Genomic DNA, 22,820 nt, shown 5'->3' with positions numbered 1-22,820 from the left:
TGAGGACGCGCGATGCTGCATTACGTGATTTATCAGAGCAAGGCCAAGGGCCCGGCCGATCCGAAGGTGCACAACGACATTCTCGAACGCTCGCAGGTCAACAATCGCGCAGCGGAGTTGACTGGGTTTCTCCATCGCGAGGGGGACTTCTTTTTGCAATACATCGAGGGGCCGAAAGGCGCTCTGCATGAGACGATCAACCGGATCCGGCAGGACCCGCGCCATTCGGAGATGAGCATCCTCTCCGAAGGCAAGCGCGACAGCCGCACCCTGCCCGACTGGCAGATGGGCTTTGTGGACCAAGATCAATTGTCACTGGCCGAACTGCTGGAAACGTCTGAAGACCGGCTGGAGTTGAAAGGGGTTGATCCCTTTGATCTGGTTGTCTTCCTGGCGGCCAATGCGGACGGGCTGCGCCATCGCCAGGCGGTCAGCTGACGGGATCAAATCACCACGAACCGGGGGCTGCGCGAGCCTCAGGGGCAGACATCAGCCTGCCCCTGGTGTGATCGCCTCATGAACGGAGAGGCCGCTCGCTCGCCTCAAGCCGTCTTGCGGTGGATCATCCCCAGCGCCCCGAGCCCGACGAGCAGCAAAGGCAGGCCAGCAGGCAGGGGCACGGGCGTCGGCTGGTCCGGACCAGGCAGCGGATCGGCGACAACCTCGATACTGTTGAAGTCGATGTCAAAGCTGATGCCGAAAGCGGCGCCGTTGAACTCGGTAAAGAGCCAGGCGGAGCCCGTGTGCATCGCCTGTAGCGCGTCCGTTGTCAGCACGTCCAACCCGCTGCCCGAAAAGATGTTAGTGTCGCCTTCGAACCTGATCCACAGATCTGAAATCGGTCCGGGGCCGCCAGCTGTATTGGATAGGAATTGGACGGTGTCGATGTTCGTGCCGGGCAAATCCGCAATCGCAAGCTCCACATCTGACGCGAACCACTGTCCCAAGGACCCGCCGCCAGGCCCAAAGGCTTCATAGCTGAGAGAGCTGACCGCGCTGTAATACGCCGAGGCCGAGCCGTTGCCCGGCGTCTCGTTGAAGTCATCGGCGGGCGCGCTGTCATCGATCTCGATGACCACACCCAGTTCAACGGGTTGTTCGCTGAAGGGGCTGGGCTCACCTTGATAGTTTTCGGCGTCAAAGAGCCCGGTGAAGCTGATGGTTTTGGCGGCTAGAGGTGTGCTGAGGGCGGTCAGCGCGGCCACCAGGGCCGCGCAAAGCGTGGGATAACGTGTCATGCCTGCACCGCCTTGTCCGATGTCCGGACGACACGCCCGCGCCGCACCCACCCGAAGGCGCCGAGACCAGAAAGCAGCAGCGGCAGGCCCGCAGGCAGTGGCACTGGCGCCGGGTTTGGATCAATTGGGTCATTGGGGTCCGTGACAACAATACTGTCGGGGTTGACGGCAAATCGCGCGCCGATCGCACCATCCCCGGCGATGGTATAGAGATCAATCCACGTGGTCGTCATTGCCTTCAGTGTATCGGTCGTGAGGTTGTCGACGGCGTTTGAGGCCCAGAGGTTTGCATCCCCCTCAAAGAGCAGCAACATCCAGTCCAGCGGTTCCGGACCCGTCGTTTCCTGAGAGAAAAACTGCGCACTGTCGCCGGTCAGAAAATCATCAATGGTCAAGACGACGTTGGAGGCTGACCAGGCTCCGATGGAATTGCCAAGCGCTCCGAAAGCCTCGTAGGCGAATGAGGCGACCGCTTCGGTATAGCTGGCCGAAATGCCGTTGCCGTCTGCTTTGCCGTCAACCGGCCCCGGATCGTCGTTGAGTTCGATCACGACGTCCAGAGTGGCGGGTTGTTCCGAGAATGGGCTGGGGGTGCCCATGTAGCTCTCTGACTCAAGCGCTGCGGTGAAGCTGATGGTTTTGGCGGCCAGAGGTGTGCTGAGGGCCGTCAGCGCGGCCACCAGGGCCGCGCAAAGCGTGGTGTAACGTGTCATGCCTGCAACGCCTTGTCCGATGTCCGGGCGACGCGCCCGCGGCGCACCCACCCGAAGGCCCCGAGACCAGCGAGCAGCAGCGGCAGCCCCGCAGGCAGTGGCACTGGCGACGGTATGGGATCGTTTTGCTCGGCGACCTCGATGCTATCAGAGTCGATTGCAAAACGAGCGCCGAACGCGCCCTCACCAACCAGGATGTTGATGTCCATCCAGGCGTTGGTCATGTTCTGGAGCGCATCTTGGGTCACTTCATCCAACGTCATGTTGGACCAGACGCCCGGCGCCCCTTCAAAGAGAAGTTGCATGCGGTTGAGCGGCTCCGGCCCGCTGATATCCGTCGAGAAGAACTGGATGCCGTCTCCCCCGCCAAAATCGAGCATCTGGATCTGGACGTCGAAGGCCGACCAGCTGCCGAGCTGATCGCCCGCCCCGTCGAAGACCTCGTAGGTCAAGGACTGGACAGCTGTGAAGTAGTTGGCCAATTGGGCCAGGCCGCCGTCCTCGATGCTGTCGGGTTCTGCGGTCTCATCAACCTCGATGAAAACGTCGATGGACCCTGGCACGCCCCCGAAAGGTTCCTCTGGGCCTCCGTAGTTGTAGAGGTCAAGCTCACCTGTGAAGCTGATGGTTTTGGCGGCAAGCGGCGTGGACGCCGTCACGAGAGCCGCGGAGAAAATTGCTGATGCAATGAGATGTTTCATAGTCTTACCCAAGCTGATCAATGACAAAAGCGCAGCGCAGGGGCCTTTGGCGTCTTCACAACCAGAGCATCCAGAGCGGGGCAAATGGCCGCGCGTACGACCGTGTGCGCGGCCGAAAAACAGGAAAAAAACCGCGCATCGGTGTCTTGGCTCGTCCAGTTTCAGGGCCGCCAGGGGACGCGGTCCTGAAATGTCCTGGTCTGTGAAGCGCAGCGCAAAGGTCCCTACGCCACGGGGTCACCATGACGTGGTTCACGCGGTCCGACCAATTAAAGGCGGAGGCCTCGGTATAAGGTCGCCTGATCGACCGGGACGGCGGTGTTAGAGTGCCTGGCCCTTGCGCAGCTCGTCCAGCAGGTCCTGGTAGATCTCGTTGGAATCGCCGCCGCCAAAGACCTGCGCGCCGCCCGAATAGGTCTGGCCGTAGGTGCGTGCGACGTTCACCGTTTGCGCGATGGCGGAGAGGAACTGGTCCTGCTCCAGCGGCGACAGCGGGTGGATGAACACCCCCCAGAGGCGGCCCTGGGCCACCGCGTAGCGCGCATCGAGGGCCGTGTCGAAATTGGCTTGCATCAGGCGCATCAGCTCTCCGGCATCGAGGCTGTCGGCAGAGCGGATCGGGACCATCGCACGCATCCGGTCCGCACGCGGGTCGGCCACGACCATCACCGGGATGTCCTGCACTGTGAACTGGATCGTGGCGCCGCGCCGCTGCGCCTCCTCGTCGATCACGAGGATGATCTCGGCCAGCCGGTCAAGGGTCATCGGCGGCTCGGCGGGTGCCGGTGTCTCGCTGTCCTGTGCGAGGCTCAGGGTGCCGAAGGTGATCAATGTCAGCGCCAGAAGAAATCGTGCCATGCGAATGCCCTTTCGTCCAATTCGTGCAGACAGGCTACGCCCGGGTGGCGTCAAACACCAAGCACCCTTTGGTGAAGCTCTTGCAATAATCAGCCGCGGCGGGCGTCGATGGCGGCGATTGCGGCAGCTATGGCAGCGTCAATGCCCATCTCGGAGGTGTCGATTTCGACCGCATCCCTGGCTGGTAAAAGCGGGGCCTCGGCGCGGGTCCGGTCGCGCGCATCACGCTCTTTCACATCCGCGAGCACCTGGGCGCGGCTGACCGCGTCGCCTTTTGCGCTGAGTTCGGCAAAGCGGCGGTCCGCGCGCACCTCGGCGCTGGCGGTCACGAAGAGCTTGGCCTCGGCCTCGGGGCAGATCACCGTACCGATGTCGCGCCCGTCGAGCACCGCGCCGCCCACGCGCCGGGCGAAGCTGCGCTGGAAGTCGAGCAGCGCCGCGCGAACCTGCGGGATCACGGCGACCTTGCTGGCGGCCTGGGCAACCTCGGGGCTGCGCAGGCCATCAGCCTCCAGATCATCTGCGCTCAGCGTCTGTGCGGCGGCGATGGGGTCCATGCCCAGCAGCAGCTTTGCGCCAACCGCGCGGTAGAGCAGCCCGGTGTCGAGATGCGCAAAGCCGTAATGCGCCGCCACCGCCTTCGAGATCGTACCCTTGCCCGCAGCGGCGGGGCCGTCGATGGCGATGGTGAAGGGCGCGCTCATGCGTTGGTGCGCACCAGATGGGCACCGAGATCGCCCATCAGCGGCTCGAAGATCGGGAAGGAGGTGGCGATGGGGCCACCGTCATCGACGCTTACCGGCTTTTGTGCCGCCATGCCGAGGATCAGGAACGACATGGCGATACGGTGATCGAGGTGGCTCGCACAGGTGGCGCCGCCGGGCACATTGCCGTGGCCGAGGCCCGTGACCATCCACCAGTCCGGGCCCTCATCGACGGTGACGCCATTCGCGCGCAGACCTACGGCCATCGCGTCGATGCGGTCACTCTCCTTCACGCGCAACTCTTTCACGCCGCGCATGACGGTGTCCCCCGTCGCAAAGCTCGCGACGACAGAGAGCACCGGGTATTCGTCGATCATGCTCGCCGCGCGCTCGGGCGGGACTTCTATGCCCTTGAGGTTCGGTGAGAAGCGCGCGCGCAGGTCGGCCACCGGCTCGCCGCCTTCGGTGCGTTCGTTCTCATAGGTGAGGTCAGCCCCCATCTCACGCAGGGTAGCGTAGAGCCCGGCGCGCGTCGGGTTAAGCCCGATGCCGGGCACCAGCACATCCGAGCCCGGCACGATCAGCGCGGCACAGACCGGGAAAGCTGCAGAGGACGGATCGCGCGGCACATCGATCTTCTGCGGTGTGAGTTCCGGCTGACCGGTCAGGGTGATGACGCGGCCCGCGTCGGTCTCTTCGACGGTGATCTCGGCGCCAAAGCCTGCGAGCATCCGTTCGGTGTGGTCACGCGTGGCTTCCGCTTCGATGACCACGGTCTTGCCCGGCGCGTTCAACCCGGCAAACAGCACGGCGGATTTCACCTGCGCGGAAGGAACCGGGACGGTGTATTCCACGGGCACGGGATCAACCGCACCCACAAGCGTCATCGGCAACCGCCCCCCGGCGCGGCCTACGGCTTGGGTGCCAAAGAGCGCCAGCGGGTCGGTCACCCGCGCCATGGGGCGCCCGTTCAGCGAGGCGTCTCCCGTGAAGGTCGCCGTGATCGGCGAGGTCGCCATCGCCCCCATGATCAGCCGCACGCCGGTGCCCGAGTTGCCGCAATCGATCACCTGATCGGGCTCGGCAAAACCGCCGACGCCTACCCCATGCACCGACCAGTTGCCGCCGCCATGATCAGTGACCTCAGCCCCGAAGGCGCGCATGGCCTTGGCCGTATCCAGAACGTCCTGCCCTTCCAGCAGCCCCGTAATCTGGGTCTCGCCCACACAGAGTGCGCCAAGAATCAGCGACCGGTGCGAGATCGACTTGTCGCCCGGCACCCGCGCCTCGCCTTTCAGGGGGCCGCAGAGGCGGGACGTCATCGGAATGGGGGTGCCGTGGCTGGACATGGAAGCTCTCGGGGTCAGTGCAAAGTCGGCGCAGGCTTAGCGGCTGTGCTGGCCGGGGTCCAGCCCCAAGCGGGCCAGGATGTTAGCGCTTGCGGAAGGTGAGGTAATGCGGGGTGCGCCCCTCGCGCAGGGCCTTCTGTTCATAGCGGGTCGAGAACCAGTCGTCCCATGGCTGTTGCCAGTCCGCAGGGCGCTCCGCCAGCCAGTCAAAGCCGTGACGCGGCACCTGCTCCAGCGTCTGGCGCACGTAGTCTTCAATGTCGGTTGCCACGCGAAAAATCGCACCGGGTTTCAGCACGCGGACCAAGGGCTCCAGATGCTCCGGTGTCACAAAGCGGCGGCGATGGTGGCGCGTCTTGGGCCAAGGGTCGGGGTAGAGCAAGAAGGCGCGGTCGATGGCGGCGTCGGGCAGCACGTCGAAGAGGTCGCGCACATCGCCCGGGTGTACGGCGAGATTGGTCACCCCTGCCCGGCGGATCTTGCCGAGTAGCATCGCCACGCCGTTGATGTAAGGCTCGGCCCCGATAATGCCGACATCCGGGTTCTGCGCCGCCTGATGTACCATATGCTCGCCCCCACCAAAGCCGATCTCGAGCCAGACGGGTTTGCCGTCGAAAAGGGCGCCAAGATCCAGCGGGGTCCGGTCCGGATTGGCCTCCCACGACACGGCCCCGGGCGAGAGCGCCTCGAGATCCTCGTCGAGGTACCCCTTTTGCGAGGCTTTCAGCGACTTGCCTTTCAGGCGACCGTAAAAATTTCTGCGCGGGCGTTTCATGCGGCGCGCTTTAGCCCGGACACAACACGCATGCAACGCCGCGGGCCGCAAACTCCTGCGTTTCATCAAGAATTAAGGGAGAGGCGCTACACATGACGCGGTTCACGAGGAGAGGTCATCATGGCCGCGATTGGAAAGATACACGCCCGCATCCGGCCAGAGGCCACGCCGCTGCCCAAGCTGATCAGCATTCTTGTGGTGGATGATCAGCGGTTCGACCGGACACGGTTGAAACGCCTGATCGGCGCGCTGGAGATCGAGACCCATGTGGTGGAGGCCGACCGGTTGGAAACCATGGGCACGATGCTGCAGCGGGACAAGTTCGACCTGATCCTGATCGATTACAACCTGCCCGACGGCAACGGGTTGATGGCGCTCGATGCGATCCGCCTCGATGAGAAGAATCGTCAGGCCGCGATCATCATGGTGGCCGGGGACGGCCAGAGCGAGATCGCGATCGAGGCGCTGAAGCGCGGGTGCAGTGATTACATCACCAAGGATGATCTGTCAGCGGCGTCCTTCAAACGCGCGACGATCAACGCGCTACAGAAATCCTCGCTCGCCATCGGCATGGAGACGCAAGACGTCAAACGCCAGCAGATCGAGGCGGTGCTGGAGCGGTTCTCGACCGAATGTGCAAATGAGATCAAGCCGGTGTTGAGCCGACTGATGCGGCAGCTGCGCGACCTGCGCGAGGCGCGCAACTTGAGCGAGGATCAGGCCAAGGAGCGTTTTGGCCGGATCGAGAATTCCTGCATGCGTCTGTGGGAATTTCTCGACGATCTGGAGCAGTATGAAGGCACGGATATCTCGCCAGAGACCATGGCCAAACCAGCGGCCCCCCGGACGGCTGCAAAACCCGTGCTCATGAACGAGATGGACGCGCCGGATGGTCCTGCGGCTGAGCCAAGTCCGCGTCGCTTGAAATCGGCGGGCAAAGACATCGTGGCAGTGGCGGCCACAGGCCGCAAACCACGGCCCAGCCTGTTTGGCAGAACCACCTGAGCAAGGCCGGATGGGATGATCGACCAGCGGGCCCCGCGCGCGGATCGCGTGATCAGACCTCGGATTTCAGCGCGTCGACCAGATCGGTCTTTTCCCAGCTGAAGCCCCCATCAGGCTCCGCTGCGCGACCGAAGTGGCCATAGGCAGCGGTACGGGCATAGATTGGCCGGTTCAGCTGCAGATGCTCGCGAATGCCGCGTGGCGTCAGATCCATCGTCTTGCCAATCGCCTGCTCGATGGCCGCGTCGTCAACCTCGCCCGTGCCGAACGTATCGCAGTAGATCGACAACGGCTTGCTGACGCCAATGGCGTAGCTGAGCTGGATCGTGCATTTCTGCGCCATGCCCGAGGCCACCACGTTCTTGGCGACGTAACGCGCGGCATAAGCAGCAGACCGGTCCACCTTGGTCGGATCCTTGCCGGAAAACGCGCCGCCGCCATGCGGGGCCGCACCACCGTAGGTGTCGACAATGATCTTGCGCCCGGTCAGCCCCGCGTCGCCATCGGGCCCACCGATGACAAAGGTCCCGGTCGGGTTGACCCACCACTCCGTCTCGGGCGTGATCCAGCCTGCGGGCAGCACGTCGCGAATGTAAGGCTCGACAATGGCGCGGATGTCATCGGAGGTCTGGCTTTCGTCCGCGTGCTGTGTCGACAGCACGATGGAGGTCACGCCCACCGGTTTGCCATCTTCGTACCGCACGGAGAGCTGGCTCTTGGCATCGGGGCGCAGGGTCGGCTCGGTCCCGTCCTTGCGCACTTCGGCGAGGCGTCGCAGCACGGCGTGCGCATAGTGGATGGGTGCGGGCATGAGCTCTGGTGTCTCGTTGGTCGCAAAGCCGAACATGATGCCCTGGTCGCCCGCGCCTTCATCCTTGTTGTCGCGCGCATCGACCCCTTGCGCGATATGCGCAGATTGCTCATGCAGCAGGTTCGTGACCTCGCAGGTGGCGTGATGGAACTTGTCCTGCTCGTAGCCGATATCCTTGATGCATTCGCGGGCAATCTGCTCGATCCGGCCCATGTGGTCTTTCAGAGCATCGCCGTCCGACAAGCCGACTTCCCCACCGATCACCACCCGGTTGGTGGTCGCGAAGGTCTCGGCGGCAACGCGCGCCTCGGGCTCGGCAGCGAGGAAGGCATCGAGCACAGCGTCCGAGATACGGTCGCACACTTTGTCGGGGTGGCCTTCCGACACGGATTCGGAGGTGAAAACATAGTTCTTACGGGACATGAGATGCTCCATTAGGTCATAAGACGCCACGTCAGGAAGCCGTTGTGACGCATTCGGCGCTGCATACGTGCGCGGTTGAGGGGCGTCAATCGCTATCTGACATGCGTGCGGCGCAACACCGCAAACGCGAGGCCGACCAGCAACAGCAGAGCCGATGGCAGGTCTCCGGTCCGGCTGTAGAGGCTGGGTGCGAGGGGACGGGGCAGCGGCGCGTCGATGAACCCCGCAACGCCCAGGGGAAGGCTGGTTAAGGTGCGGCCCTGCGGGTCGATCATGGCCGAAATGCCGGTGTTGGCCGCGCGCATCAGCGGCAAGCCCTGCTCGATGGCCCGCATCCGCGCCTGCGCGAGGTGCTGTTGCGGGCCCACGTCGCGGCCAAACCAGGCGTCATTGGTGATCTGGATGATGAAATCCGGGCGCTCGGGTGCTGCGTTCACGTCATGGGCGAAGACAGCCTCGTAGCAGATCAACGGCAACCCACGTCCGAGCGCGCCGAAATCCAGTGTGCGCGCGCCCGGGCCCGGCTGGAAGCCGATGGCCGAGACCTGGGCAAGGCCGGTCAATCCAAGACGCTCAGCGATTGGCGCGAGGGGAATGTATTCGCCGAAAGGGACAAGGTGATGCTTGTCATAGAGTTGCGCGGGCCTGCCCGCCTGCTCCAGCACAACCATGCTGTTGAACAGCGCCTGCTCGGTCCGGCGCAACAGCCCCAGCGCGACCATTCGCCCCTCCGCCGCCGCCGAGATCATGTCGAGCGTGTCACCTGCGTCCTCGTAGGCCCAGGCAACGGCCGTTTCGGGCCAGATCGTGAGGTCGGGTGCCTTGGCCCCGGGCGCGGGCGGGGCGGATGTGAACTCAAGCTGCCGCTCAAAGAACATCCGGGCAAAGTCGGGCTGCCACTTCAGGTGCTGTTCGGCGTTGGGCTGGACCAGGCGCACCACATGCGGTGTGAGCGGCGCGGGCGGCGCGGAGGGCGGCAGGTAGAAGGCGAGCGCGGCGCATCCGAGCACAGCCGCCTGCCCCAGACGCATCACGCCGCGACGGCGATAGATGGCCGGGAACGACAGGATCCAGGCCAGCGACATGAGCCAGAGCGTCAGGCCATGCGGCCCGACCCAGGCCAGCGCCTGACCCGCAGCGCCGTTCACTAGCGCCTGCGCCGGGTTCGCCCAGGGAAAGCCGGTAAAGACATAGGCCCGCAGCAGTTCTGCCGCAGCCCAGGTGAGGATCAACGGCCAGGTTTTCGGCGACAACCACCGTGCCGCCCAGAACGCAGCGCCCCAGAAAAGTGCGAGCCCCGTGCTCATGAAGAGTAGTGCAAAGGGGGCCATCCATGCGTGTTTCTCGGGATCAATCTGGAAGGGCTGCAGGATCCAGATCAGGCCGACGCAGAAATATCCAACGCCGAAGGACCAACCGACCAGCGCCGCGTCCCGGGCGCGTTTCTGGCGGCGAAACATCAGAAAACCGAGCGACAGTACCAGAAGCAACACCAAGGGCTGGTCGTAAGGGGCCTGGCCCAGCGGCCCCAGCGCGCCGACGACAGCGGCGATGGCCATGCGCCCCCAGCGTGGCAGTCCAGCGTACCAGCCCCAGGGTTTGCCGGGCCGGGGGGCGGCCACGGTCATCAGTGGCTGGCAGCAGGTGTGCGCACCCGCAGGCGTTTGATCCGGCGCGGGTCCGCATCGAGCACCTCGAACTCCGGTCCATCGGGGTGCACCACGACTTCGCCGCGCGCCGGAACGCGCCCGGACAGCATGAACACAAGACCGCCCAGCGTGTCGATCTCTTCTTCATCGACCTCATCATGGTCGGTCAGAGACTGGCCGATCTCGGCCTCGAAATCATCGAGCGGGGTTTTGGCGAGCGCGAGATAGCAGCCGGGTTTCTCTTCGGTCCAGAACTGGTCCTCGTCCACGTCATGCTCGTCCTCGATCTCGCCGATGACCTGCTCGATTAGATCCTCAATGGTCACCAGACCGTCGACCCCGCCGTATTCATCGATCACCAGCGCCATATGCCGCCGCTCGGCCTGCATCTTGGTGAGCAGCACGCCGATGGTCATCGACGGCGGCACAAAGAGCAGCGGGCGCAGCATCGCGCGCATGTCAAAGCTGTGGCTATGACCGTTGAAGCCGTGGGTCAGCGCCAGATCCTTGAGGTGCAGGAGGCCAATGGGCGTGTCCAGCGTGCCGTCATAGGCCGGCAGTCGGGTCAGCCCGCTCTCCTTGAAGATTGTCACCACCTCCTCGAGGCTCGCGGTGGAGGGGATGGCGGTGATATCGGCCTTCGGCACCGAGACGTCCTCGACCCGCATGCGGCGCAGGTTCATCATGCCGTGGGTTTGCGGACGCTCGGGCGCGATCTCGGCCGCGGGCGATTCCTCTTCGTTTTCGGTCGGGCTGAGTGCACCAATCACGCGGCTGAAAAATCCGCCTGGTCTCGAAGCCTCCGGTTCTGGGGGGGTGTCTGTTCCGACATGCGCGCGTTGCGCCGCGTCAGATTGTCCGTCGTTGTCGCCCATTGGGTCCTGTTCAAGCGTGGCTCGGCGCGCGGCCGATCAGATCCTATATGGGTCATCAAGACCCAGTTTGCCAAGTATTTCAACCTCGAGCGCCTGCATGAGCGCGGCGTCGCGGTCTCGAACATGGTCATAGCCCAAAAGATGCAAGATTCCGTGAACGATGAGATGCGTGACGTGATCTTCAAGCGATTTGCCCATTTCTGCGGCCTCGCGCGCGCAGGTTTCATAGGCAATCGCAATGTCGCCGAGCTCGTATGTGCCCTCGAAATCCGCCATCGGCGCGCGCGGATTTTTGCCGTCCTCGCCGGCCCCGAGCTCATCCGATGGCCAGCTCAGGACGTTGGTCGGGATCGGTTTTTCGCGAAAGGTGGCGTTCAGGATCCCGATGCGCGCATCATCGCAGGCCATGAGCGAGATGTTGGAGTGTTGCGCGGGAAGATCGAGGTGGTCGAGCGTCGCCACCGCGGCCCTCTCGGCCAGTTGTTCCAGCGGGATACGGCCCCAATCGGGTGCCTCGATCAGAACATCCAGCATCAGGCGGGCGGTGTGTCCGCTTCGTAGGCCTCGATGATGGCGGCGACGAGCGGGTGGCGCACGACATCCTTGGAGGTGAAATAGTTGAAGCTGATCTTGGGGATCGTCTTGAGCAGGCGTTCCGCATCGGCCAGCCCGGAAGATACGCCGCGCGGCAGGTCGATCTGGGTGCGGTCCCCGGTGATCACCATGCGCGAGCCTTCACCCAGACGGGTCAGGAACATCTTCATCTGCATGGAGGTGGCATTCTGCGCCTCATCGAGCACCACGAAGGCGTTGCTCAGCGTGCGCCCGCGCATAAACGCCAGCGGCGCGATCTCGATCTGTTTTTCCTCGATCAGCTTGGCCAGCTGCTTGCCGGGCAGAAAGTCCCCCAATGCGTCATAGAGCGGCTGCATGTAGGGATCGACCTTGTCCTTCATGTCGCCAGGCAGAAAGCCCAGCCGCTCGCCCGCCTCGACCGCCGGGCGCGAGAGGATGATCTTGTCCACATGGCCCGAGATGAACATCGACACGCCGACAGCCACCGCAAGATAGGTCTTGCCGGTGCCTGCGGGGCCGATCCCGAACGCCAGTTCGTTCTCGAAAAGCGATTGCACATAGGCTTTCTGGGCATCGGTGCGCGGCTCAACCCGCTTCTTGCGGGTCTGGATCTCGATGCGGTCGCCGATGGGCATTTCCATCTGGTCGCCATCCTGCACGCCGGTCGCTTCCTCGAAGGGCCCCATGCGCAGCTCACGATCCACATCGCCGGGCTCGACCGCACGCCCACTCTCGAGCCGCGCATAGAGCGCATGCAGCACGCGCATCGCGTCGGTCTGCGCATCGGCGTCGCCCACCACGGCCAGCTGGTTGCCCCGGCGCACGATCTGCACGCCAAGGGCCTTTTCGATCTGCGCCAGATTCGCGTCATATGCGCCGCAAAGATCGATCAGGAGCCTGTTGTCTGGGAATTCGACAGTGCCACCGGGCGCGGCGGTCAATGTGTCTGTCGGGCTTTGGTCGCTGGCGGCCAATCGCTGTTCCTTGAGATGAGGGTTCGCTAGACGGTGCCAATTCCACGGCGCGGGCGCAAGCGCAACCCTGTGCATTTCACAACTTTGAAACAAAAAAGGCGTGGGCGGAGAGGTGCCGCACACGCCTTCGCTGCATATGGAATGGCTGGCCCTAGAAGGGGTCGCCGATGATCTGAGTGCCGCCGCCCTTGAAGTTGCCAACGGTCTGGGTGGGTGCTGCGACGCCGGAGCAGACCGGCTTGCCCGTGTTGCGGTCGAGGCGCGCGGAGAGGTAGCCCTCGATCCCATCGTCGATGATCCAGTGATCACAGCCATTGGGATCGACCCAGATCCCGGCCCGCAGATCAAGCAAATCCTTGGAGTCCGGGCCGCGGTCGACGCCCTTTTCCGAGCTCAGCTCACCGCAGGCCGCCAATGTCATGGCGCCGCAGGTCAGCGCAACAAGTGTCAAACGTGTCATAAATCGATCCTCGTTACTGAATACAGGTGATTTCGACACGGCGGTTGCGCGCCTTGCCTTCTTCGGTGGCGTTCGAGGCGATCGGGCTGCGCTCGCCCAGGCCCCGCACATCCGAGACCGCCGCACCCGACGTGCGGGCGATGTCGGCCACGGTATTGGCGCGGGCCAGCGAAAGCCGCATGTTGTAGGCATCCGAGGCGTCGCTGTCGGTGTGGCCGGTGATGATGAAGGCGATGGCATCCGAGCCCTGGAAGAACTCCTGCAGGCTGGCGCGCCCTTCGGCACTGATGCTGGCGCTGTCGGTGTCGAAGAACTGGTCGGACCGGACCAGCGCACAGACGGTGCCTTCGCGGCAGACCGGGATGCCCTGGCGCGTCACATGCGGCGTCATGTAGCCTTCGGCGCCGTCATCCATCACCCAGTGCTCGCATCCATCCGGATCAACCCAGATGCTCGGCACGTATTGGCCACGGTCAAGGCCCTGTTGCGAGTCGCTCTGCGCTGCGGCCATGCCCCCTTGCAGCGCCAGAACCGCGCTGAACGCGACGGCTGCAACGGCTTTGGAAAAACTGAAAATCACGGTCTCTTCCTTCATTGATCACACACCCAAACTCAACGGGGACGGCCCGTCGAGAACAAAAACTAACGTCACTTTTTCTAAATTCTAAAGGGTGTTGACGCAAGAACGCGCCGATATTGTTCCGTTCCCGGCATCACTGTGCCCGAAAAAGCCCTATTTCCGCCGTATTGTGGAAAGTTAACCCTTAGTCTTGCCGCATTGCGGCCAAAGAGTTGCGCTTGGCCTGCGTGATTCTGACCGGCACGATCTCTCCGATTTGCGCATCCGAATGCTCGATATGCACGGCGTGAAGGTATTCGGATTTGCCCACCATCTGGCCCGCGACACGGCCCTCCTTCTCAACCAGAACACGCGCGGTGCGCCCGACCATCGCCGCCTGGATCTCTTGTTGCTGTTTGGTGATCAGGGCCTGCAACCGCTGCAGCCGGTCGTCGGCGACCTCCGGGTCAACCTGCGGGCGCTCGGCCGCGGGTGTGCCGGGGCGCGTCGAATATTTGAAGGAATAGGCATAGCCGTAGTTTACCGCCTCGATCAGATCGAGCGTCGCCTGGAAGTCCTCTTCGGTCTCCTCGGGGAAGCCGACAATGAAGTCACCGGACATCAGGATATCAGGCCGTGCTGCGCGGATACGCTCGATCACCCGCAGATAGCTTTCGGCGGTGTGGCTGCGGTTCATGCGCTTGAGGATCTTGTCCGAACCGGACTGCACGGGCAGGTGCAGATAGGGCATGAGCTTGTCGCAGGTGCCGTGCGCTTCGATGAGATCGTCATTCATGTCGTTCGGATGTGAGGTGGTGAAGCGAATGCGCTCGAGCCCGTCGATATCGTTCAGTGCCCAGATCAGCTGGGCCAGGCTCTGCTCCGACCCGTCCGGCCCGGTCCCGTGATAGGCATTCACGTTCTGGCCCAGCAGAGTGATCTCGCGCACACCCCGCTCGACCAGATCGCGCGCCTCATTGAGCACGCGGGTCACCGGGCGGCTGGTCTCGGCCCCGCGCGTATACGGCACCACGCAGAAGGCGCAGAACTTGTCGCAACCTTCCTGCACGGTCAGAAAGGCCGAAGGTGCACGTCGGGCCTTCGGCCGCGATGTCAGCGTATCGAACTTGTCTTCTTCCGGGAAATCCGTGTCGAGCGCCTTTTTGCCTTCGCGCACCCGTGCCTCCATCTGCGGCAGACGGTGGTAGGACTGTGGCCCCACCACCAGATCGACCGCGGGCTGACGGCGCATGATCTCTTCCCCCTCGGCCTGAGCCACGCAGCCTGCGACGCCGATCTTGAGATCGGGATTGGCGGCTTTCAGCGGTTTCAGGCGGCCCAGCTCGGAATAAACCTTTTCGGCGGCCTTTTCCCGGATGTGGCAGGTGTTGAGCAGAATCATATCCGCCTCTTCGGCGACATTGGTCTGCTCATACCCCTGGCCGCCCAGCACTTCGGCCATGCGTTCGCTGTCATAGACATTCATCTGACAGCCATATGTCTTGACGAAGAGCTTCTTGGGCGCGGTCATGGGCAGGGTCCGGATCGGAGATGGATTGGCGCGCTGCTTATCAGCGGCGGCAGCGGCTTGCAATGAACCCGGATTTAACTGATTCTGTGCCATGCAGCCAAGCGGAGCGCGCATGCAGTACGAAAACCTCACCGATTTCCTCAACACCGCCCCCGAAGCCCTCTCCAAAGGGCCGGTGGCGATGGTCTTCGTGGAGGACGATGTGGAAGTGGCCACAACCCTGCGCCATCACATCCAGATCGGGTTTCCAGTGATCGTGGCCTTCATGCCCGCAATCTTCGCCCTGCCCAGGGATTTACAGGAAACGGTGCACCGGGTGAATTTCGATGCCACCGCCGAAGGCGCGGTTGAAGAGGCGGCGAATGCTGTTGCGGCAGCGAGCGTCGGCACGTGGATGTATTACTGCTACAATGCGGAATACCTCTTCTTTCCGTTCTGCGAGACCCGCACGGTGGGCGAGATGCTGGCATTTCACACCGAAGAGCGCCGCGACGCGATGCTGACCTATGTGGTCGATCTTTATGCGGACGATCTGGCGGCGCACCCAGATGCGGTGTCGCTGGATGCGGCGCATTTGGATCGGTCGGGATACTACGCGCTGGCCCGCAAGGACCCGGCGCAGGACTGGGCGCAGAAGGACCGGCAGCTGGATTTCTTCGGCGGGCTGCGCTGGCGCTTCGAGGAACACGTGCCGCAACACCGGCGCAAGATCGACCGGATTGCACTGTTCCGCGCCAAGCCGGGCTTGCTTCTACGGAACGATCACACGTTTTCGGATGAGGAATACAACACCTTCGCCTGCCCCTGGCATCACAACATCACAGCGGCGATCTGTTCGTTCCGGACGGCGAAGGCGCTGAAGTCCAACCCGGGCAGCACCTATGACATCCAGACCTTCAAATGGCACAACTCGGCCCCGTTTGAGTGGCACTCACGGCAATTGCTGGACCTAGGGCTGATGGAGCCGGGGCAGTGGTTCTGATCGAGCAAAGGGTGGCCTGAAGCCCACCCTAACTGCCTGCTCCGCGGTCAAGGAGCATGGGAAACCAGTCGTCGCGCAGGCGCTGGCCGGGCGCCATGTTATGACCCGGGAACGGTGGCGATGTTGGACCGGGGCGCTCCACATAACGCGCGTCGTCCCCGAGAAGTCGCAGAGAAAAGGCGCGCCGTCGACTGGCGGCGGTGTTGCCGCGCGCGCCATGCAGCACGCGGTAGTGGAAGGCGACCGCATCCCCCGGCTGCATCGGGAATTCACGAATCTCCATGCCCTCGGCCTCCGGATCGGGTACCGGGATGTAAGCGTCACTGTCGGGGTAGAAATTGGTCTCGGCCAGCCAGCGCGTGGGCAGCACCGGTTTCGGCCAGAGGTGAGAGCCCGCCACGCAGCGCAGGGTGGCGTCGGTCACCGGATCCAGCGGCGCCCAGAAGCTGACCATCTGATCGCCTTCAACAAAATAGTAAGGGCTGTCCTGATGCCACGGCGTAGGTTTCGAGGTGCCGGGCTCCTTCACCAGCACATGGTCATGAAAAAGCTGAACGCTCTGGCTCTGCATCAGGTCCGCGGCAACCTCAGCCACCGCGCTGTCCCGAATGACCGCTTCGAATTCCGGGATCCGCTGCCAGTTGCAGTAATCGTCGAAGAAGCGGCCCGCTTCGTGCTTGTGCAGGTTTTCGGCGGCGTAAGGACCGGGGTCCGTCATGTTCCGTGCGACCCCTGCCCGCAACGCCTCGACATGCGGGGCGAAGAGGCCAGGGATCATCACCACGCCGTCGCGTGCGTAGGTGTCGATGTGCTCTTGGGAGATCAGGGGGTGCGGCATATCGAAACTGATCGCGCCGCGGCGCTCAGGGTTTGCGGCGCAGGCGGATCACCACGTCGACCGAGGCGATCTCGGCCCCGTCCGGTGCGTCGGGCAGCTGTGCGATGACCAATTGATCCGACGGTGCATCGGTCAGCTTGTCTTCATCTTCCCAGAAGAAATGGGGGTGGTCGTGGGTGTTGGTGTCGAAATAGCTCTTCGAGCCATCGACGGTGACTTCCTGCATCAGGCCCACATCGCAGAAGGCGCGCAGCGTGTTGTAGACCGTGGCGAGAGACACCGCCTCGCCCCGCTTTTTCGCCGCTTCGAACAGGCTCTCGGCGGTCACATGGCGGTGCTGGCCGTCGCCGATCAGCAACGTCGCGAGGGCGACGCGCTGCCGCGTTGGTCTTAGCCCAGCTTTGGCAAGCCAGCTTGACCCGATGGTCTGTTGCGCAGGTGTCATGGCACGCTCTTGTTACGTCTTCTTAGTCATATAAGGCGCAAGAGGGGGTGTTTTCAATTGGATTCAAGCGATTTGATCGGTCGCAATTGCCGCAGACCACGACCTTGAGCACCGCATCCGGCGGGCCGCACACGCCCTTGCGAAGGCTGCAAACGCGATGCTAGAGGGGTTTGACGTAAAAGAATGCCGAGCAGGAGATGCGCCAGAATGGGCCAGTACCCCACCACATTTGACAAGGACGCCCTGCTGAAATGCGCGCGCGGCGAGCTCTTTGGGCCGGGCAACGCGCAACTGCCTGAGCCACCGATGCTGATGATGGACCGGATCACCGATATCTCGGGCGATGGCGGGGAGCATGGTAAAGGCCATGTGGTGGCGGAATTCGATATCACGCCGGATCTGTGGTTCTTCGACTGCCACTTCCCGGGCAACCCGATCATGCCGGGGTGTCTGGGTCTGGACGGGCTCTGGCAGCTCACCGGGTTCAACCTCGGCTGGCGCGGTTGGCAAGGGCGCGGCTATGCGCTCGGTGTCGGCGAAGTCAAGCTCACCGGCATGGTGCGTCCGGACCGCAAGATGCTAACCTACTACGTGGATTTCACGAAAGCGGTGCAGACCCGGCGCTTGACAATGGGTGTCGCCAATGGCCGGGTGGAAGCGGATGGCGAAACCATCTATCAGGTCAGTGACATGAAGGTCGCGCTGTCAGAGAGCTGACGCGCAATAAGCGATCTGGGACTATGAAGGAGAGCGCCATGCGCCGCGTCGTCGTGACAGGGTTGGGCATCGTCTCATCCATCGGGAACAACGCCGAAGAGGTTCTCGCCTCGCTGAAGTCGGGCACCAGCGGCATCGTTGCAAGCGCCGAGATGGCCGAGCACGGGTTTCGCAGCCAGGTGGCGGGTACCATCGATCTGGACGTGAAAGAGCATATCGACAAGCGCACGCTGCGGTTCATGGGGCCAGGGGCGGCCTATGCCTATATCGCCATGGAGCAGGCGATTGCGGATGCGGGACTCGGCGAAGATATCATCTCCAATCCGCGCACCGGGCTGGTCGCGGGATCAGGCGGGCCGTCGACCAGTGCGATGCTGACCGCCCATGAGGTGGTCAAAACCACCGGCGCGACCAAGCGCATCGGACCCTTTGCCGTGCCCAAATGCATGTCGTCCACGGTGAGCGCGAACCTCTCGACCGCGTTCAAGATCAAGGGCATCAACTATTCAATCACCTCGGCCTGTTCGACCTCGTTGCATTGCATCGGAAACGCGGCGGAGCAGATCATGCTCGGCAAACAGGACGTGATGTTCGCCGGTGGCGGCGAAGAACTGGATTGGACCCTCTCCTGCCTCTTCGATGCCATGGGCGCGATGTCGTCGAAGTATAATGACACACCTGACAAGGCTTCGCGGGCCTTTGACGAAAACCGTGACGGGTTTGTCATCTCCGGCGGCGGCGGCATCGTGGTTCTGGAAGAGCTGGAGCATGCGCTGGCACGGGGGGCGACGATTTACGCCGAAGTCACCGGCTATGCCGCGACCTCCGACGGCCACGACATGGTGGCCCCCTCCGGTGAAGGCGGCGGCCGCGCGATGGAAATCGCACTGAGCACACTGCCGGAAGGCCGGACGGTGAGCTACATCAACGCCCACGGCACCTCGACCCCGGCCGGGGATCAGCCGGAAATCGAAGCGGTGCGGCGCGCCTTTGAAGGCAAGACGCAACCGCCCGTGAGCTCAACCAAATCCATGACAGGACACAGCCAGGGGGCTGCGGGCGCGCAGGAGGCGATCTATTGCCTGCTGATGCTGAAGGACGACTTCATCGCACCGTCGATTAATGTCGAGACGCTCGACCCGGCGTTCCAGGCTTCGGAGATCGCGACCGAGCTGGTCGAGAACGCCGGGCTTGATTCCGTCATGACAAACTCCTTCGGCTTTGGCGGCACCAACGGGTCGATGATCCTGTCGAAGTATCTCGGGTAAGAGGCACCTATGTCTGGTTTATTGAATGGAAAGCGCGGGCTCATCATGGGCGTGGCGAACGAACGCTCGATTGCCTGGGGCATCGCCAAGGCCATGGCCGAGGCGGGCGCTGAGCTGGCCTTTACCTACCAGGGCGAGGCGTTCGGCACCCGTCTGAAACCGTTGGCTGCCTCCGTCGGCTCGGACTTCATGGTCGATGTGGACGTAACCGACGATGCCTCGCTCGATGCCGCGTTTGAGCAGCTCGGCGCACGCTGGCCGACCATCGACTTTCTGGTGCATGCGATTGCGTTTTCTGACAAAACCGAGCTGACGGGGCGCTTTCTCAACACCACGCGCGAGAACTTCAAACGCACGATGGATATCAGCGCCTATTCACTGGTCGAAGTCACCCGCCGCGCCCACCCGCTGATGGTGGAGAACGGCGGCACGGTGATGACGCTGACCTATCAGGGCAGCAACACGGTTGTGCCGAATTACAACGTGATGGGGGTCGCAAAGGCGGCGCTTGAGAGTGCCACGCGCTATCTCGCCAATGACCTGGGTCCCGAGGGCATTCGCGTGAACGCCATCTCGCCCGGGCCGATGAAAACCCTTGCAGGCGCAGCCATTGGGGGCGCGCGCAAGACCTACAAGTTCACGGATCAGAATGCGCCGCTGCGCGCCAACGCAACGCTTGAGGCAGTTGGGGGCACCGCGGTCTATCTGGCGTCCGATGCAGGCGCCTGCACCACCGGCGAAATCATCCGCGTCGATGGCGGCTATCATGTGCTGGGCATGCCGCAGGTGGAGAATATCTGACGCCGCACGGCCCGGCGCACGCCCAACTGATGCCATATTCCCACGGTACCACAACGGCATGTTTACGCATGTCGATTCCCGCACGTTGCGCCAAGCCCGCTATATCCGCAGAGCCGCCCGGGCCCGTCTTTATGCCTGGCTGCTGATGCCCGTGACCGGCGCGGTCTTCTCAGCTGCGATGTGGTCTGACCCGGTGCTGCAACCCAAGCTGCAAAGCGGGCTGGATGAGCTCAAGCCGTTCATGACGGCCGTGATGGACGGCGAATTCCCCACCGAGGAAGCGCGTGAGTTGCAGGATGCGGCCTTGCAGAAAGCCGCAGAGCTGAACGCCAAGATCGCCGGACTTCCGGTGTCCCGCACGCCGATCAACCGACCCGACCTGCCCGATCTCGCCGAGGAAGAGGATATCTGACCCGCCCTGGGTTCAGCTCTCTGAAATCGACATCACCTCGATATCGAAGGTCAGGTCCTGCCCGGCCAAAGGATGATTGGCGTCGATGGTCACGGTGGCCTCATCCGCCTCGACGATCATAACTTGCATCGCCTGCCCCTCGGGCGTTTCCACGTTGAGCAGCGTGCCGATGTCCAAGGGTACGTCGTCGGGGATGCCTTCGCGCGGCACCGCTTGCCGCATTTGGGGGTTGATCGGGCCGTAAGCTTCGGCGCAGGGCACGGTCACCGTCTTCTTCTCACCCAGCGCCATACCCGGCAACGCCGCATCAAGCCCCTCGATCACCTGCCCGGAGCCAACGGTGAACTGCAACGGGTCGCGCCCTTCCGAGCTGTCGAAGGTCGTGCCATCAAGCAGTGTGCCGGTATAGTGGATGCCCACCGTGTCGCCCGTTTTCACCTGGGTCATGAAAGCTCCGATCATGTTTGGGATGTGAGTGTGAGAGGCCGCGTGCCTGCGCAGGTTCTCCCGAGACTGCCGCACCCTGCCCGGCCCGCGCAGTTGAGTAAAGCTGAAAAAACTGTTCGATTGGCCCTTTTCGCTCACGCGCGGGCGTGACACTCTGACCGCGAGACGTTTCAGAAAGGGCCGCTCATGCCGATCACGACCTGTGTCTTTGACGCATATGGCACCCTGTTCGACGTGGCGGCAGCAGCACGACAGGCCGCCGCCGAGCCCGATTTCAAGCAGTTGGAGGGCACCTGGCCCGCGCTTGCCGAGCATTGGCGGCTGAAGCAGTTGCAGTACACCTGGCTGCGGGCCGTCACTGATGATCACTGTGACTTCTGGGAGGTGACGCAAAACGGTCTCGACTGGGCGCTGGAGAAGACCGGGTTGGCAGGTGACGCGGCACTGCGCGAACGGCTGCTGGCGCTCTATTGGGAGCTGCAATGCTACCCGGAGGTGCCGCAGATGCTGCAGGCATTGAAGGCCAACGGCTTGGCCACCGCGATCCTCTCCAACGGCTCGCCGGACATGCTGCGCGGCGCGGTCAGCTCCGCTGGGATCGAGGCGCTGCTGGATGACACGCTCTCGGTCGAAAGCGTCGGTGTCTTCAAACCCGATGCCCGCGTCTATGACCTGGTGCAAAAGCGGTTTGGCTGCGACCGGGAGGAGGTTCTCTTCGTCTCCTCCAACGGCTGGGACGCAGGCTGTGCCACCGGCTATGGCTTCACCACGGCTTGGGTGAATCGTGGTGGCGACCCGGTTGATCGCCTGCCTTGGCGGCCTGCGCATATCCTGCCCGACCTGGCGGGCATCCCTGAGTTGGCGGGCGCTGCATGAGCCGGTTTCGCACCTCTGACAAGCTGTCGCTGCACTACACCGATGAGGGTGAGGGTCTGCCACTGCTTTGTCTTGCGGGGCTGACGCGCACCACGCGCGACTTCGACTATGTCACACCGCATCTGGGCGGCGTCCGGCTGATCAAGCTCGACTATCGCGGGCGCGGCAAATCGGATTGGGATCCGGACTGGCAGAACTACAGCCTGCCCGTCGAATGTCGGGATGTGCTGGAGTTGCTCGACCATCTGAAGCTCGACAAGGTGGCCATCCTCGGCACCTCGCGCGGCGGTTTGAACGCCATGGGGCTGGCGATGGGCGCAAAGGAGCGGCTGCTGGGCGTGGCGCTGAACGACATCGGCCCGGTGATCGAAGCGCAGGGGTTGGCGTTCATCTCGAGCTATCTCGGTCGCCCGCCTGCCGCCAAGACGCTGGTCGATGCGGCACGGGCGATGGAAAAGACCTATACCGGGTTTCACGATGTGCCCTTCTCGCGCTGGATGGAAGAGGTCGAGAAGCACTTCGAGCAGACATCGCGAGGCCTGCAGATCACATATGATCCGCATCTGCGCGATGCGGTCGAAGCGCTTGGCGCGCAGGCCGCACCTGATCTCTGGCCCTACTTCGATGCCTTGGACGGCTTGCCCTTGGCCTGCATTCGCGGTGAAACCTCGGACCTTTTGAGCCCGGCGACCGTCGCCGAGATGCAGCGTCGACGCCCCGACATGATCACCGTCACGGTGCATGGGCGCGGCCATATTCCCTTTCTTGACGAGCCAGAGGCCGTCGCCGCCCTGCAAACCTGGATTGACGCGTTGAGATGAGAGGCCGCTCGT

At 63.3% G+C, this 22,820-nt stretch carries 27 protein-coding genes and 1 riboswitch; of the genes, 9 read left to right on the top strand and 18 right to left on the bottom strand.

The features are described 5' to 3' along the window. Positions 1 to 12: 12 nt before the first annotated feature. On the top strand, positions 13 to 438 hold the full coding sequence (locus ACVC7O_RS06350; protein WP_458325247.1) for a BLUF domain-containing protein: 426 nt from the start codon (positions 13 to 15) through the stop codon (positions 436 to 438). Positions 439 to 542: 104 nt separating this feature from the next. Here the strand turns inward: ACVC7O_RS06350 and ACVC7O_RS06345 are convergent, their stop codons facing one another. The 7 genes from ACVC7O_RS06345 to trmB all read right to left on the bottom strand — a co-directional run bounded on the left by ACVC7O_RS06345 (position 543) and on the right by trmB (position 6,338). After that, positions 543 to 1,238 carry a VPLPA-CTERM sorting domain-containing protein gene (locus ACVC7O_RS06345; RefSeq protein ID WP_458325246.1) on the bottom strand — a complete coding sequence of 232 codons (696 nt, stop codon included), beginning with the start codon at positions 1,236 to 1,238 and terminating at the stop codon, positions 543 to 545. Continuing rightward, positions 1,235 to 1,951, bottom strand: coding sequence for a VPLPA-CTERM sorting domain-containing protein (locus ACVC7O_RS06340; RefSeq protein WP_458325245.1), 717 nt, complete (start codon positions 1,949 to 1,951; stop codon positions 1,235 to 1,237). Before ACVC7O_RS06340 ends, ACVC7O_RS06345 begins: the two co-directional genes overlap by 4 nt. Next, complete coding sequence (locus tag ACVC7O_RS06335; RefSeq protein WP_458325244.1) at positions 1,948 to 2,652, bottom strand: VPLPA-CTERM sorting domain-containing protein; 705 nt, start codon at positions 2,650 to 2,652, stop codon at positions 1,948 to 1,950. The genes ACVC7O_RS06340 and ACVC7O_RS06335 overlap by 4 nt, the downstream gene beginning before the upstream one ends. Before the next feature lie 321 nt (positions 2,653 to 2,973). Continuing rightward, positions 2,974 to 3,510: a hypothetical protein gene (locus ACVC7O_RS06330; RefSeq protein ID WP_458325243.1), complete on the bottom strand. Its 537-nt coding sequence runs from the start codon at positions 3,508 to 3,510 to the stop codon at positions 2,974 to 2,976. Positions 3,511 to 3,599: 89 nt separating this feature from the next. Further along, the gene (locus tag ACVC7O_RS06325; protein WP_458325242.1) at positions 3,600 to 4,214 is read right to left on the bottom strand and encodes a (d)CMP kinase; all 615 of its coding nucleotides are present in this window, start codon (positions 4,212 to 4,214) and stop codon (positions 3,600 to 3,602) included. Beyond that, positions 4,211 to 5,563, bottom strand: coding sequence for a 3-phosphoshikimate 1-carboxyvinyltransferase (gene aroA, locus ACVC7O_RS06320; RefSeq protein WP_458325241.1), 1,353 nt, complete (start codon positions 5,561 to 5,563; stop codon positions 4,211 to 4,213). The genes ACVC7O_RS06325 and aroA overlap by 4 nt, the downstream gene beginning before the upstream one ends. A gap of 82 nt (positions 5,564 to 5,645) precedes the next feature. Continuing rightward, a complete protein-coding gene (trmB, locus tag ACVC7O_RS06315) occupies positions 5,646 to 6,338 on the bottom strand; it encodes a tRNA (guanosine(46)-N7)-methyltransferase TrmB (RefSeq protein WP_458325240.1) in 693 nt (230 codons plus the stop codon). Between the two features lie 120 nt (positions 6,339 to 6,458). Here trmB and ACVC7O_RS06310 point away from each other — a divergent pair, with 120 nt between their 5' ends. Further along, entirely contained in the window at positions 6,459 to 7,343 is an 885-nt protein-coding gene (locus tag ACVC7O_RS06310) for a response regulator (protein ID WP_458325239.1), read from the top strand. Positions 7,344 to 7,395: 52 nt separating this feature from the next. On the opposite strand, the gene metK is transcribed toward ACVC7O_RS06310, so the two are convergent. From metK to miaB, 8 genes are all read right to left on the bottom strand, one after another. After that, on the bottom strand, positions 7,396 to 8,577 hold the full coding sequence (gene metK, locus ACVC7O_RS06305) for a methionine adenosyltransferase (protein ID WP_458325238.1): 1,182 nt from the start codon (positions 8,575 to 8,577) through the stop codon (positions 7,396 to 7,398). A 4-nt stretch (positions 8,578 to 8,581) separates the two neighbouring features. Beyond that, positions 8,582 to 8,631: riboswitch (SAM-SAH riboswitch) on the bottom strand. Positions 8,632 to 8,669: 38 nt separating this feature from the next. After that, on the bottom strand, positions 8,670 to 10,205 hold the full coding sequence (gene lnt, locus ACVC7O_RS06300) for an apolipoprotein N-acyltransferase (RefSeq protein WP_458325237.1): 1,536 nt from the start codon (positions 10,203 to 10,205) through the stop codon (positions 8,670 to 8,672). Further along, positions 10,205 to 11,101, bottom strand: a complete 897-nt coding sequence (locus ACVC7O_RS06295) for a hemolysin family protein (RefSeq protein ID WP_458325236.1) — start codon at positions 11,099 to 11,101, stop codon at positions 10,205 to 10,207. The genes lnt and ACVC7O_RS06295 overlap by 1 nt, the downstream gene beginning before the upstream one ends. 36 nt (positions 11,102 to 11,137) lie before the next feature. Continuing rightward, positions 11,138 to 11,635: an rRNA maturation RNase YbeY gene (gene ybeY, locus ACVC7O_RS06290; RefSeq protein WP_458325235.1), complete on the bottom strand. Its 498-nt coding sequence runs from the start codon at positions 11,633 to 11,635 to the stop codon at positions 11,138 to 11,140. Beyond that, positions 11,635 to 12,651: a PhoH family protein gene (locus tag ACVC7O_RS06285; RefSeq protein WP_458325234.1), complete on the bottom strand. Its 1,017-nt coding sequence runs from the start codon at positions 12,649 to 12,651 to the stop codon at positions 11,635 to 11,637. Before ACVC7O_RS06285 ends, ybeY begins: the two co-directional genes overlap by 1 nt. A gap of 151 nt (positions 12,652 to 12,802) precedes the next feature. Further along, positions 12,803 to 13,111, bottom strand: coding sequence for a hypothetical protein (locus tag ACVC7O_RS06280; protein WP_458325233.1), 309 nt, complete (start codon positions 13,109 to 13,111; stop codon positions 12,803 to 12,805). A 13-nt stretch (positions 13,112 to 13,124) separates the two neighbouring features. Further along, positions 13,125 to 13,706 carry an OmpA family protein gene (locus tag ACVC7O_RS06275; RefSeq protein ID WP_458325232.1) on the bottom strand — a complete coding sequence of 194 codons (582 nt, stop codon included), beginning with the start codon at positions 13,704 to 13,706 and terminating at the stop codon, positions 13,125 to 13,127. Between the two features lie 169 nt (positions 13,707 to 13,875). After that, positions 13,876 to 15,201 carry a tRNA (N6-isopentenyl adenosine(37)-C2)-methylthiotransferase MiaB gene (miaB, locus tag ACVC7O_RS06270; protein ID WP_458325231.1) on the bottom strand — a complete coding sequence of 442 codons (1,326 nt, stop codon included), beginning with the start codon at positions 15,199 to 15,201 and terminating at the stop codon, positions 13,876 to 13,878. 112 nt (positions 15,202 to 15,313) lie between these two features. On the opposite strand from miaB, the gene ACVC7O_RS06265 reads away from it, so the two are divergent. Further along, on the top strand, positions 15,314 to 16,183 hold the full coding sequence (locus ACVC7O_RS06265; RefSeq protein WP_458325230.1) for a hypothetical protein: 870 nt from the start codon (positions 15,314 to 15,316) through the stop codon (positions 16,181 to 16,183). A 28-nt stretch (positions 16,184 to 16,211) separates the two neighbouring features. On the opposite strand, the gene ACVC7O_RS06260 is transcribed toward ACVC7O_RS06265, so the two are convergent. Both ACVC7O_RS06260 and irr read right to left on the bottom strand, forming a co-directional pair. Further along, positions 16,212 to 17,021 (bottom strand): phytanoyl-CoA dioxygenase family protein, encoded by an 810-nt coding sequence (locus ACVC7O_RS06260; protein WP_458325229.1) that lies wholly within the window; start codon positions 17,019 to 17,021, stop codon positions 16,212 to 16,214. Positions 17,022 to 17,046: 25 nt separating this feature from the next. Beyond that, on the bottom strand, positions 17,047 to 17,466 hold the full coding sequence (irr, locus tag ACVC7O_RS06255) for a Fur family transcriptional regulator Irr (RefSeq protein WP_458325228.1): 420 nt from the start codon (positions 17,464 to 17,466) through the stop codon (positions 17,047 to 17,049). A 207-nt stretch (positions 17,467 to 17,673) separates the two neighbouring features. On the opposite strand from irr, the gene fabA reads away from it, so the two are divergent. The 4 genes from fabA to ACVC7O_RS06235 are packed head-to-tail and all read left to right on the top strand — an operon-like array spanning position 17,674 to position 20,664. After that, complete coding sequence (gene fabA, locus ACVC7O_RS06250) at positions 17,674 to 18,183, top strand: bifunctional 3-hydroxydecanoyl-ACP dehydratase/trans-2-decenoyl-ACP isomerase (protein ID WP_458325227.1); 510 nt, start codon at positions 17,674 to 17,676, stop codon at positions 18,181 to 18,183. Between the two features lie 38 nt (positions 18,184 to 18,221). Then, positions 18,222 to 19,451: a beta-ketoacyl-ACP synthase I gene (gene fabB / locus ACVC7O_RS06245; protein ID WP_458325226.1), complete on the top strand. Its 1,230-nt coding sequence runs from the start codon at positions 18,222 to 18,224 to the stop codon at positions 19,449 to 19,451. A gap of 9 nt (positions 19,452 to 19,460) precedes the next feature. Further along, positions 19,461 to 20,252, top strand: a complete 792-nt coding sequence (locus tag ACVC7O_RS06240) for an enoyl-ACP reductase FabI (protein WP_458325225.1) — start codon at positions 19,461 to 19,463, stop codon at positions 20,250 to 20,252. A gap of 58 nt (positions 20,253 to 20,310) precedes the next feature. After that, entirely contained in the window at positions 20,311 to 20,664 is a 354-nt protein-coding gene (locus ACVC7O_RS06235) for a hypothetical protein (RefSeq protein WP_458325224.1), read from the top strand. Positions 20,665 to 20,676: 12 nt separating this feature from the next. Here ACVC7O_RS06235 and ACVC7O_RS06230 read toward each other — a convergent pair whose 3' ends face one another. Continuing rightward, positions 20,677 to 21,111 carry an FKBP-type peptidyl-prolyl cis-trans isomerase gene (locus tag ACVC7O_RS06230; RefSeq protein WP_458325223.1) on the bottom strand — a complete coding sequence of 145 codons (435 nt, stop codon included), beginning with the start codon at positions 21,109 to 21,111 and terminating at the stop codon, positions 20,677 to 20,679. 186 nt (positions 21,112 to 21,297) lie between these two features. Between ACVC7O_RS06230 and ACVC7O_RS06225 the strand changes: the two genes are divergently transcribed. Both ACVC7O_RS06225 and ACVC7O_RS06220 read left to right on the top strand, forming a co-directional pair. Continuing rightward, complete coding sequence (locus ACVC7O_RS06225) at positions 21,298 to 21,987, top strand: haloacid dehalogenase type II (protein ID WP_458325222.1); 690 nt, start codon at positions 21,298 to 21,300, stop codon at positions 21,985 to 21,987. Beyond that, positions 21,984 to 22,808 carry an alpha/beta fold hydrolase gene (locus ACVC7O_RS06220; protein ID WP_458325221.1) on the top strand — a complete coding sequence of 275 codons (825 nt, stop codon included), beginning with the start codon at positions 21,984 to 21,986 and terminating at the stop codon, positions 22,806 to 22,808. Before ACVC7O_RS06225 ends, ACVC7O_RS06220 begins: the two co-directional genes overlap by 4 nt. Positions 22,809 to 22,820 lie beyond the last annotated feature (12 nt).

Source organism: Roseobacter cerffii (assembly GCF_054226325.1).
This window is presented reverse-complemented; position numbering and strand designations above follow the sequence as displayed.

What these genes read in the sequence shown, in the direction of transcription:
- trmB (WP_458325240.1), bottom strand. Translation starts at nt 6,338, where the DNA reads ATGAAACGCCCGCGCAGAAATTTTTACGGTCGCCTGAAAGGCAAGTCG.
- ACVC7O_RS06260 (WP_458325229.1), bottom strand. Translation starts at nt 17,021, where the DNA reads ATGCCGCACCCCCTGATCTCCCAAGAGCACATCGACACCTACGCACGC.
- fabA (WP_458325227.1), top strand. Translation starts at nt 17,674, where the DNA reads ATGGGCCAGTACCCCACCACATTTGACAAGGACGCCCTGCTGAAATGC.
- ACVC7O_RS06230 (WP_458325223.1), bottom strand. Translation starts at nt 21,111, where the DNA reads ATGACCCAGGTGAAAACGGGCGACACGGTGGGCATCCACTATACCGGC.
- lnt (WP_458325237.1), bottom strand. Translation starts at nt 10,205, where the DNA reads ATGACCGTGGCCGCCCCCCGGCCCGGCAAACCCTGGGGCTGGTACGCT.
- irr (WP_458325228.1), bottom strand. Translation starts at nt 17,466, where the DNA reads ATGACACCTGCGCAACAGACCATCGGGTCAAGCTGGCTTGCCAAAGCT.
- ACVC7O_RS06340 (WP_458325245.1), bottom strand. Translation starts at nt 1,951, where the DNA reads ATGACACGTTACACCACGCTTTGCGCGGCCCTGGTGGCCGCGCTGACG.
- ACVC7O_RS06330 (WP_458325243.1), bottom strand. Translation starts at nt 3,510, where the DNA reads ATGGCACGATTTCTTCTGGCGCTGACATTGATCACCTTCGGCACCCTG.
- fabB (WP_458325226.1), top strand. Translation starts at nt 18,222, where the DNA reads ATGCGCCGCGTCGTCGTGACAGGGTTGGGCATCGTCTCATCCATCGGG.
- ACVC7O_RS06295 (WP_458325236.1), bottom strand. Translation starts at nt 11,101, where the DNA reads ATGGGCGACAACGACGGACAATCTGACGCGGCGCAACGCGCGCATGTC.
- miaB (WP_458325231.1), bottom strand. Translation starts at nt 15,201, where the DNA reads ATGACCGCGCCCAAGAAGCTCTTCGTCAAGACATATGGCTGTCAGATG.
- ACVC7O_RS06275 (WP_458325232.1), bottom strand. Translation starts at nt 13,706, where the DNA reads ATGAAGGAAGAGACCGTGATTTTCAGTTTTTCCAAAGCCGTTGCAGCC.
- ACVC7O_RS06240 (WP_458325225.1), top strand. Translation starts at nt 19,461, where the DNA reads ATGTCTGGTTTATTGAATGGAAAGCGCGGGCTCATCATGGGCGTGGCG.
- ACVC7O_RS06225 (WP_458325222.1), top strand. Translation starts at nt 21,298, where the DNA reads ATGCCGATCACGACCTGTGTCTTTGACGCATATGGCACCCTGTTCGAC.
- ACVC7O_RS06345 (WP_458325246.1), bottom strand. Translation starts at nt 1,238, where the DNA reads ATGACACGTTATCCCACGCTTTGCGCGGCCCTGGTGGCCGCGCTGACC.
- ACVC7O_RS06325 (WP_458325242.1), bottom strand. Translation starts at nt 4,214, where the DNA reads ATGAGCGCGCCCTTCACCATCGCCATCGACGGCCCCGCCGCTGCGGGC.
- aroA (WP_458325241.1), bottom strand. Translation starts at nt 5,563, where the DNA reads ATGTCCAGCCACGGCACCCCCATTCCGATGACGTCCCGCCTCTGCGGC.
- ACVC7O_RS06280 (WP_458325233.1), bottom strand. Translation starts at nt 13,111, where the DNA reads ATGACACGTTTGACACTTGTTGCGCTGACCTGCGGCGCCATGACATTG.
- ACVC7O_RS06310 (WP_458325239.1), top strand. Translation starts at nt 6,459, where the DNA reads ATGGCCGCGATTGGAAAGATACACGCCCGCATCCGGCCAGAGGCCACG.
- ACVC7O_RS06220 (WP_458325221.1), top strand. Translation starts at nt 21,984, where the DNA reads ATGAGCCGGTTTCGCACCTCTGACAAGCTGTCGCTGCACTACACCGAT.
- metK (WP_458325238.1), bottom strand. Translation starts at nt 8,577, where the DNA reads ATGTCCCGTAAGAACTATGTTTTCACCTCCGAATCCGTGTCGGAAGGC.
- ACVC7O_RS06235 (WP_458325224.1), top strand. Translation starts at nt 20,311, where the DNA reads ATGTTTACGCATGTCGATTCCCGCACGTTGCGCCAAGCCCGCTATATC.
- ACVC7O_RS06350 (WP_458325247.1), top strand. Translation starts at nt 13, where the DNA reads ATGCTGCATTACGTGATTTATCAGAGCAAGGCCAAGGGCCCGGCCGAT.
- ACVC7O_RS06265 (WP_458325230.1), top strand. Translation starts at nt 15,314, where the DNA reads ATGCAGTACGAAAACCTCACCGATTTCCTCAACACCGCCCCCGAAGCC.
- ybeY (WP_458325235.1), bottom strand. Translation starts at nt 11,635, where the DNA reads ATGCTGGATGTTCTGATCGAGGCACCCGATTGGGGCCGTATCCCGCTG.
- ACVC7O_RS06335 (WP_458325244.1), bottom strand. Translation starts at nt 2,652, where the DNA reads ATGAAACATCTCATTGCATCAGCAATTTTCTCCGCGGCTCTCGTGACG.